Below are 9005 nucleotides of genomic sequence, written 5' to 3'. Positions count from 1 at the left end.
TTATGGCAATACTCTGTTCATAAACGGTTGTTTAGACGACAAATTACACGCACACTATTGCCATAGTTGCAGAAGTACGAAAAAATACACCCCATGGACATACACAACAACGACCGTTTATGTACATTCCGTTGCCATAATGATTATGCGCTGGACAAATGTACCACACGTTAGTTTCGTGAAGATAACCTATCCGAACAAATGATGTCCGGGTACGTGTGCTGCGAATGCCGGATTCAGGCGCTGAAAATAGAAATGCAAAATTAATCGACAGTCTCGCAGGGGCCGTTAATAATGCACTGACGCCCGATATTCGCAGTGCCAATTGCGATCCGTTCATCCGAATCAGCAGCCGAATTCCGTGAGCATCGAACCGGTTTCATGAAATATTTGCAGATTACATAACCCAAATCGTTCACGTCTTTAAATAATCTTAAAAGGTCATGTTCGGCGTCGTCGGCGGAAAAACTCCGGAGGAGAACGAACTCTTCGAGAAAGAAATCGAACGCCTGACGGGTATCGAGATCGAAATCAACAAACCTGCTTCCGACTACAACCAGAAGCTGACCGCCGCGATTTCCGCCGGCGAGAAGTACGACATCATCATGCTGAGCAAGCCGCAAATGAACGAGCTTGCCGCACAAGGCGTGCTTACCGATTTGACGGACTTCGCAAACAGTGCGGAAAACCTAACGGACCCTGAAATCATTCCGACAGACGAGTGGAACCAGCTGCGCGACGAGAACGGCAAAATCTTCGGCGTATTCACCAAGTTCCAAGGCGGCACGATGCCGATCGTCCGCGCCGACTGGCTCCGCAAGTTGAACCTGCAAGAACCGAAGACGCTCGATGAGTTCTACAACGTGCTCAAAGCGTTCAAAGAGCAAGATCCGGACGGCAACGGCAAAGCCGACACGTACGGCTTGTCGACGGCGGGTCTGTATGAAATTCAAGGATTTATGAGCGCGGCCGGACTGAAACAGCGTTACGTTATGGCAGACGGCAAGCGGACGATACCGTATGCGACGGAAGCTGCGGTTCCGGTATACGAGTTTTTCGCAAAGCTTTACAAAGAAGGCATTCTCGATCCCAACTTCGCCACGAACGATACGGCGAAGATGCGCAACTTGTTCCTGGCGGACCGCGTCGGCATGGTCACTTACTGGGACGCATGGGTCGGTCTGTTCAACAACATGAGGAAGGAACAAGATCCGAATACGGAATTTGAAGCGAAAGGCATTCTCGGAGCGCAAGGCCCGGACGGCAAAGTCATTCTTCGCCGCGGCGACCCGGACGTGTTCGCGATTCCAGTGAACGCGGAGCATCCGGAAACGGCGAAAGAGTTCATCAACTGGTGGCACACGAATGACGGCATCCGCCTCGGCTCGATCGGCATCAAGGATACCGACTGGGTGGAGAAGGACGGCAAGATCGAATTGACGGAAACAGGCAAAGAACACGGCATGGATCACGGGGTTCCGTTCTGGTACAGCAAGAAATACGAAAGCCCGTTCCCGAAGCTTCCGGGTGTGGAAGAAGCGCAGGCGATTATCATGGAGCATGCGACGCTTGAACTGACGCTCCCGCAATGGGCGGACGCGGAGAAGATCGTCAATAACTACTCGTTCAAGGCGATGATGGGCGAAATGCCGGCGGCCGAAGCGGTTGCCAAGATGAACGAAGAGCTGAAGGCAGCAAACTTGATCGATTAATTAGTACGCAAAACGGGCGCGGGGGTATTTTGGCATCACGTACTCCCTCGCCCATCCATTTTTCAATCCAAAGGTGTGACCCCTTCGTGCTTTATACGTTGAGAAAATACCGTGCCTTATACATCATGATATTTCCGGTGTTGGTTTACTTCTTCGCATTTTCGTATTACCCGCTCGTCCGCGGCTTTGTCATATCGTTTCAACAATTTCGGCTGATCGGCGACCGCCCTTTCGTCGGGTGGTCGAACTATGCGGCGGTCCTTAAGGACCCGACGTTCTGGAAGGCGATGGAAAACACGCTTGCCATCGGCGCGGGCACGCTGGCCGCCGGGTTTGCCGCTTCATTGATCGCGGCCTTGTCTCTCAACGAAATCGCGCAATCGTGGTTTAAGAAAATTACGCAAACGATCATATATATTCCTCACTTGTTTTCTTGGGTTGTCGTCGGAGGCCTATGGATCGTCATCTTGTCGCCGGACGGCGGCATCGTCAACGAGCTCCTGCTCGCTTTCGGACTTGACAAGCCGGTCAGCTTCTTGGCGACGGAACAGTACGGCCGCTGGATTATGGTGTTTACGTCCACCTGGAAGGAAATGGGGTTCACCTGCATCATTTTTCTGGCAGCCATTGTCGGAATCAACCCCTCTTTATATGAAGCGGCCCGCATAGACGGGGCCAACCGCTGGCATTGCGTACGTTACGTTACTTTGCCGCAGCTTGTCCCGACGATGAAGGTTGTCATACTGCTCGGCGTACTCGGCATTCTGCGGATGTTCGACCAAATCTTCGTCATGCGCAACGGCGCCATAGCGAGAGAGGTCGACGTGCTCATGATGTACACGTATCAGAAAGGCATTCTCGAATTTCAAATCGGTCTCGCTACCGCAGCCGGCTTTCTCGTCATTGCGGCTTCGTTGATCATCGCGTTTATCATTAGAGCAATTATACGGTTTGACGAGGGGTGAGCAGGCGGAATGCACGCAAATAAAAATCGGACAACCGGATTAGGCATGCTGTTTGACGCCGCGAACATCGGATTTATATTGCTGCTTGTATGCACGATGATCATACCGCTGCTCAACGTGCTGGCGCTGTCGTTCTCTTCCGGCATCGCTTCCATGCAGCCGGGAATCGTGCTTTGGCCGAAGGACTTCAGTGCCGACGGCTTCGTCACCGTGTGGAGCAAATTGAAATTATGGTCGCCCTTCTTGAATAATGTGATAGTAACGGCCGCAGGTACATTGGCTCATGTGTTTCTCAGCTCGCTGGCCGGTTACGTATTGGTGCAGCCGGAGCTTCCCGGAAAGAAAGCGATCGTCTCGCTCATTCTGCTCACGATGGTCATTCCGGGCGAGGCCGTCATGATTCCGACTTACGTGGTGTTTCGCGATTTCGGGCTGCTCAACCAGTTATCCGCATTAATCGTGTCCGGCCTGGTGTCGGGGTTCAGCATTTTGCTGATGCGCAATTTTTTTCTCTCGGTGCCCCGCGAGATGGCGGAATCGGCCCGGATCGACGGCGCGGGCGATTTTCGGATTTTTTTCACGATATATTTGCCTTTGTCCGCAGCAGGCATCGCAACCGTAACTCTGTTCGAGTTTGTGGCGCGTTGGAACCACTTCACTTCCGCGCTTCTCTTCATCAACGATGCCTCGAAATATACGCTGCAGCTCGCTCTGAAATCGCTCATCATCGACTCGGATACGACGTCGAGCACGTTCATGATCACGCCGAACGTACGAATGGCGGGCATCGTGATTGCGCTCATTCCTCTTATTGCAGTCTATCCGTTCGTGCAGAAATATTTTGTGAAAGGCATTATGGTCGGAGCAAATAAAGAGTAACAGGACGGTGGGGAGAAATGACTCGCGAAAACCGGCATACGGTCACATTGACGAAACGGCTCACGGCTGATGATGCGGAGGCTTACCATATCGAGCTGCCGTTCGATATGCCCGAAGAGGCGGAAGAAGTCGCGGTGACGATGATCGTATCGCCCAACGGAGCGGGACGCTGCGTCGTCGATTTGGGCATTCGCGACGCGGAGCGTCACCGGGGATGGAGCGGCGGCGCACGCACTACGTTCTTCATCGGCGAAGAGAGGGCGACGCCGGGCTACGTGCCGGGGCCTCTGACGCCCGGAACATGGGCCGTGCTGCTGGGCGCGTATCGCGTGCCGGAAGGCGGCTGCGAGGTGCGGGTAACCGTCGAGTGCGCTATTGCGGCTCCCCGCTGGCTGAAGGGAGATTTGCACATGCACAGCGTCCACAGCGACGGTCAATACACGCTGGAGCAAAACGCGCGCATGATGGAGAACCTGGGCTGCGATTTTATGGCGCTGACGGACCACAACACGGTAAGCCAAAACTTCGCTTACCCGCCCGACGCCGGTGTGGCCGTCATTCCGGGAATGGAACTGACGACCAATTCGGGGCACGCCAATTTGCTGGGCGTGGCGGATCCGCGCGTCGACTTTCGCGCAAGGGATGCGGAACAGCTCGGCCGCTCCTTGCGGCAAGCGCGCGATGCCGGCTGCCGCATCGTGCTGAACCATACCCATTGCGAGCAATGCGCATGGGAGTTCGGGTTCGACGTCGATTACGATTACGTCGAAGTGTGGAACGGGCCTTGGCTGGCCCGTAACGAACGCGCGCTCGCCTGGTGGCAAAGCGAGCTCGCGGCGGGCCGACGGCTCGTCGCGGTCGGGGGCAGCGATGTGCACGGACCGCATCCGTACGTCAAGCATGCGATGCCGGCGACTTGGGTGTACGCCCGCAAACGGACCGTACAGGAAATATTGCGCGCGATCGACCGCGGGCATGTGTTTCTAAGCTATGCCGTCGACGGGCCGACGTTGGATTTGACGTGCGGCGGCTTCATCATGGGCGATGAAGTGCCGTCCGCTCTGGCGGCTCGCGAACCGGTGCGGTTGACGGCTTCCCGCTTGCGTGAAGGGGACGTGGTCAAGGTTTGGTCGGAGCGCGGGACGGAACGCGAGACGAAGGCCGGCGACCGCGGTTCGTTAAGTCTGGAGTGGCCCGCGGAGGGACGTATATTTTACCGGGTTGAAGTATGGCGCTACTTTACGGAAGCGGACAAGACGTTGATGGCCGCAATGAGCAATCCTCTTTACTTCAAATAGTTGCTGCAAGCAACCGCATCCCGCCGAAACACGGCGGGGTGTTTTTGTGTTTGCCTGCCGTTTTCGGTACAATGGGGCACAGAAGAATGAATCAGGCGAAAATCGAAAGCGGTGGAAAAAGTCATGCTGTGGCACGAAATAACGATATATACGACGGAAGAGGCCACGGAAGCGATCGCCGACTGGCTGCACGGCGAAGGCGCGGGTGGCGTGTCCATTGAAGAATCCGGCAATCTGGACCGCAAACGCGATACGTCGCTGGGCCAATGGTACGAGAAGCCGCTGAACGATATCCCGGAAGGGGAAGCGGTCATGAAGGCGTATTTCTCGGAACATGCGGACATGGAGTTCATTCGCGGGCAATTGCAGTCATTCTTGGACCGGCTGCCCGAATTCGGCATCGACCCGGGCAAGAAGGCCGTGGAAACCGCCGAAGTTCGCGAGGAGCAATGGGCCGACGCGTGGAAGCAATATTTTAAGCCGACGCACATTACGGAGCGGCTTGTCATTAAACCGACTTGGGAGACGTATGAAGCGAAGCCGGGGGAAACGATCGTGGAGCTCGATCCGGGCATGGCGTTCGGCACAGGCACGCACGCGACGACGTCCCTTTGCATGCGCACGCTGGAGGAAGTCGTCCGTCCGGGCGATCATGTGATCGACGTCGGCACGGGATCCGGAATATTGGCGATCACCGCGGCGAAGCTTGGCGCGGAACGTGTGCTGGCGCTCGACCTCGATCCGGTAGCCGTGTCGAGCGCGCAGGAGAACGTCCGGTTGAACGGACTGTCGGATCAAATAACGGTCCGGCTCAGCGACTTGCTGCAAGCGATCCGCACCGGAGAAACCCGTTCCGTGGACATCGGAGTCAAATTGCCGGTACAAGTGGTTGCGGCGAACATTTTGGCCGAAATTATTCTCACCTTCATCGATGACGTGTACCAGGCTCTCGCACCTGAAGGGACGTATGTCGCCTCGGGCATCATTCTAAGCAAAGAGCAAGAAGTCACGGAAGCGCTGGAACGGTCAGGCTTTGTGATGGAAGGCCGCCGGGAAGAGAACGACTGGGTCGCTCTCGTCGCCAGAAAGAAGCAATCTTGAACTAGGAAGGAACGTGAAGGATGGATTTTCGGCTTCCGTTTGATCTGTCTCATCTGCCGTTTATATTTCTCGCGATTATCGTCGCTTTTACGATTCACGAATTTGCCCATGCTTATTCCGCATACCGTTTCGGAGACCCGACGGCGTACAAGCTGGGCAGGGTGACGCTGAATCCGGTCGCCCACGTGAGCTTGCTGGGCCTTCTCTTCATCATGCTGCTCGGCTTCGGTTGGGCGCGGCCGGTTCCCGTCAACCGGTCTAACTTTCGCAATCCCCGTCTCATGAGCATTATCGTCTCGGCCGTCGGGCCGCTCAGCAACCTCATACTGGCCGTTGTTGCCGCGGCAGCGGCCTATGCGGTATTCGGCTTAGGCTGGGTGGACGGCGCTTCCACGGGAGCGGTCAAGGCGGTCGGGTTGACGTTCTGGTACATGGTGCATATCAACGTGCTCTTATTTCTCTTTAATTTGATTCCGCTGCCTCCTCTTGACGGATACCGGATCGTCGAGGACTTGGCGCCTACGCCTCTTCGTATCACGATGATGAAATACGAAAGCTGGGGCGTGTATTTGTTTTTGTTGATCGTGTTCATCAATCCCATCTACAACGTGACGATCGGTCCGATACTTTCGCAAATCCACGATATTCGCGAAGGCTTGTTCGCCTTGATGTCCGGCGTCTTCGACGTAAATATCAATTGGCGGTATATGCATTTCGGCAACGAATGAAGCTTGCCACCGATGGCCTGCTCCAAAAAGCTAGATATTCGGCGAGAAACGATGTAAACTGGAGTGTAGCCCTCATGCAGCGATATTTTATTCCTGCGGAAAATTATATGGAACAACAAGCGATCATACGGGGCGACGACGCGCATCACCTGATGCGCGTCATGCGGGCGTCGCCGGGGGACCGCGTCGTCATCAGCGACGGTGTCAACCGCGAGGCGCTTGCCGAGGTGGTCGAATTGTATAAAGAGAACGTGCTGCTTCGGATCGTGGAGGAGCGGCCGATGGCCGGCGAGCCGCACACCGCGGTGTGGATCGCGCAAAGCTTGCCCAAGGGCGACAAGCTCGAGACGGTCATTCAGAAAGGAACGGAAATCGGCGCGGTGCGGTTTGTTCCGTTCATGTCCGCGCGAACCGTCGTGCAATACGACGCCCGAAAAGAGGCGAAGAGGCTTGACCGTTGGCGGAAAATCGCGAAGGAAGCCGCGGAGCAGGCTCACCGCGGCCGCATCCCCGAAGTGGATGAGCCGCGGAGCTGGAAGCAGCTGCTGGAGCTCGTTCCGGAGACGGCGCTTACGTTGTTCTGCTATGAGAAGGAAGGCGCCGCCCGTCTTCGGGACGCGGTAACGGCCGCCCAGCTTCGCAGCGAACCGTCTGCCGGGCGGCCCGTGCTCATCGTCGTCGGACCGGAAGGCGGCTTCACCGAAGAGGAAGCGAAGGCGGCGGAGGAAGCAGGTTGCGCGGTCGTCGGATTGGGTGATCGCATTCTTCGCACCGAGACCGCCGGAGTTGTCGCGTTAAGCTGTCTGATGTACGAGACCGGAGAGATGGGCGGGTAACCGCCGCGGTCTTATGGAGATTATCGAGTAAGGAGGCAACCGAAGGTTGTCCGCGGGTTGATGCTTATAGCGAGCAAAGGAGGTAACGATTATTATGCCTACAGTGGCTTTTCATACATTGGGCTGCAAAGTGAACTTTTACGACACGGAAGCGATCTGGCAGCTGTTCAAGAATGACGGCTGGGAGCAAGCCGATTTCGAGACGACGGCCGACGTGTACGTCATCAATACGTGCACCGTTACGAATACGGGCGACAAGAAGAGCCGCCAAATTATACGCCGCGCGATCCGGCGCAACCCGGAAGCGGTTATCGCCGTAACGGGCTGCTACGCGCAGACGTCCCCGGCGGAAATTCTTGCGATTCCGGGCGTCGATCTCGTCATCGGCACGCAAGGCCGGGACGCCATTCTCGATCTTGTGAAGCAAGTTCAAGCGGACCGGCAGCCGATCAATGCCGTTCGCAACATCATGAAGACGCGCCAATTCGAAGAGCTCGACGTGCCGGACTTCGCGGAACGGACGCGGGCGTTCTTGAAAATCCAAGAAGGCTGCAACAACTTCTGCACCTTCTGCATCATACCGTGGTCCCGCGGCTTGCTGCGTTCCCGCGCGCCGGAAAGCGTAATGAAGCAGGCGCGCATGCTCGTCGACGCGGGCTACAAAGAAATCGTGCTGACGGGCATCCATACGGCCGGTTACGGCGAAGACCTCGAAGGTTATAATTTTGCGGCGCTGCTGAGGGTTTTGGCCAAGGTCGAAGGCTTGAAGCGCATCCGCATCTCTTCGATCGAGGCGAGCCAAATTACCGACGAAGTGATCGACGTCATGATGAGCTCCGACAAGTTTTGCCGCCATCTGCACGTTCCGCTGCAAGCCGGCGACGATACGGTGCTGAAGCGGATGCGCAGAAAGTACACGACCGCCGAGTACGCAGAGCGCATTGCGCGCATTCGCGAACGCTGGCCGGAGGTGGCGATTACGACGGACGTCATCGTCGGCTTCCCGGGCGAGACGGAGGAGCAGTTTGAGGCGGGATACCGATTCATGAAAGATATCGGTTTCTCCGAGATGCATGTGTTCCCGTATTCGAAACGGACCGGAACGCCGGCTGCGCGTATGGAAGATCAAGTGGATGAAGACATTAAGAACGAAAGAGTGCATAAGCTGATCGATTTGTCCGAAGAGATGCAGCTGGCGTACGCGGAACGTTTTGTCGGCCAAGTGCTGGAAGTGATTCCGGAGCGCGAGGCGAAAGGCGCCGAAGGACGCGGACTCCTGTCGGGATATACGGACAATTATTTGCAAGTCGTGTTCCCGGGCAACGAAGAGCTGATCGGCCAAGTCGCGCGCGTTCGCGTGACGGAAGCGGGAGTGAACGAATGCAAAGGCGAGTTGTCCGGCGGCGCGAACAGAAACGTATTATCGGCGGTTGCGTCGGTCTGAATTTCCGATGTTATGAATAAACAGCGAGGTGTCTGCGGATTG

8 protein-coding genes are annotated in these 9005 nt (G+C 56.2%); all 8 read left to right on the top strand.

What is annotated here, in order from left to right:
* The first annotated feature begins 443 nt into the window (after positions 1–443).
* The 8 genes from JET16_RS25110 to mtaB all read left to right on the top strand — a co-directional run bounded on the left by JET16_RS25110 (position 444) and on the right by mtaB (position 8963).
* A complete protein-coding gene (locus JET16_RS25110; protein WP_199621752.1) occupies positions 444–1712 on the top strand; it encodes an extracellular solute-binding protein in 1269 nt (422 codons plus the stop codon).
* Positions 1713–1798: 86 nt separating this feature from the next.
* Positions 1799–2677 carry an ABC transporter permease subunit gene (locus JET16_RS25105; protein ID WP_325176777.1) on the top strand — a complete coding sequence of 293 codons (879 nt, stop codon included), beginning with the start codon at positions 1799–1801 and terminating at the stop codon, positions 2675–2677.
* 9 nt (positions 2678–2686) lie between these two features.
* Positions 2687–3556: a carbohydrate ABC transporter permease gene (locus JET16_RS25100; protein WP_199621748.1), complete on the top strand. Its 870-nt coding sequence runs from the start codon at positions 2687–2689 to the stop codon at positions 3554–3556.
* Positions 3557–3573: 17 nt separating this feature from the next.
* Positions 3574–4854, top strand: a complete 1281-nt coding sequence (locus JET16_RS25095) for a CehA/McbA family metallohydrolase (RefSeq protein ID WP_199621746.1) — start codon at positions 3574–3576, stop codon at positions 4852–4854.
* Positions 4855–4977: 123 nt separating this feature from the next.
* Positions 4978–5955, top strand: a complete 978-nt coding sequence (gene prmA / locus JET16_RS25090; protein ID WP_199621744.1) for a 50S ribosomal protein L11 methyltransferase — start codon at positions 4978–4980, stop codon at positions 5953–5955.
* Positions 5956–5975: 20 nt separating this feature from the next.
* Positions 5976–6683 carry a site-2 protease family protein gene (locus JET16_RS25085; protein ID WP_199621742.1) on the top strand — a complete coding sequence of 236 codons (708 nt, stop codon included), beginning with the start codon at positions 5976–5978 and terminating at the stop codon, positions 6681–6683.
* 74 nt (positions 6684–6757) lie between these two features.
* Positions 6758–7519, top strand: a complete 762-nt coding sequence (locus JET16_RS25080) for a 16S rRNA (uracil(1498)-N(3))-methyltransferase (protein WP_199621740.1) — start codon at positions 6758–6760, stop codon at positions 7517–7519.
* Between the two features lie 94 nt (positions 7520–7613).
* Positions 7614–8963 (top strand): tRNA (N(6)-L-threonylcarbamoyladenosine(37)-C(2))-methylthiotransferase MtaB, encoded by a 1350-nt coding sequence (gene mtaB / locus JET16_RS25075; protein ID WP_199621738.1) that lies wholly within the window; start codon positions 7614–7616, stop codon positions 8961–8963.
* The last annotated feature ends 42 nt before the right edge of the window (positions 8964–9005 follow it).

This window comes from Paenibacillus alkalitolerans (assembly GCF_016482785.1).
In the GTDB taxonomy this organism is placed as follows: domain Bacteria; phylum Bacillota; class Bacilli; order Paenibacillales; family YIM-B00363; genus Paenibacillus_AE; species Paenibacillus_AE alkalitolerans.
Note: the sequence above shows the minus strand (reverse complement) of the source record. Positions and strands in the feature narration are given on the sequence as shown.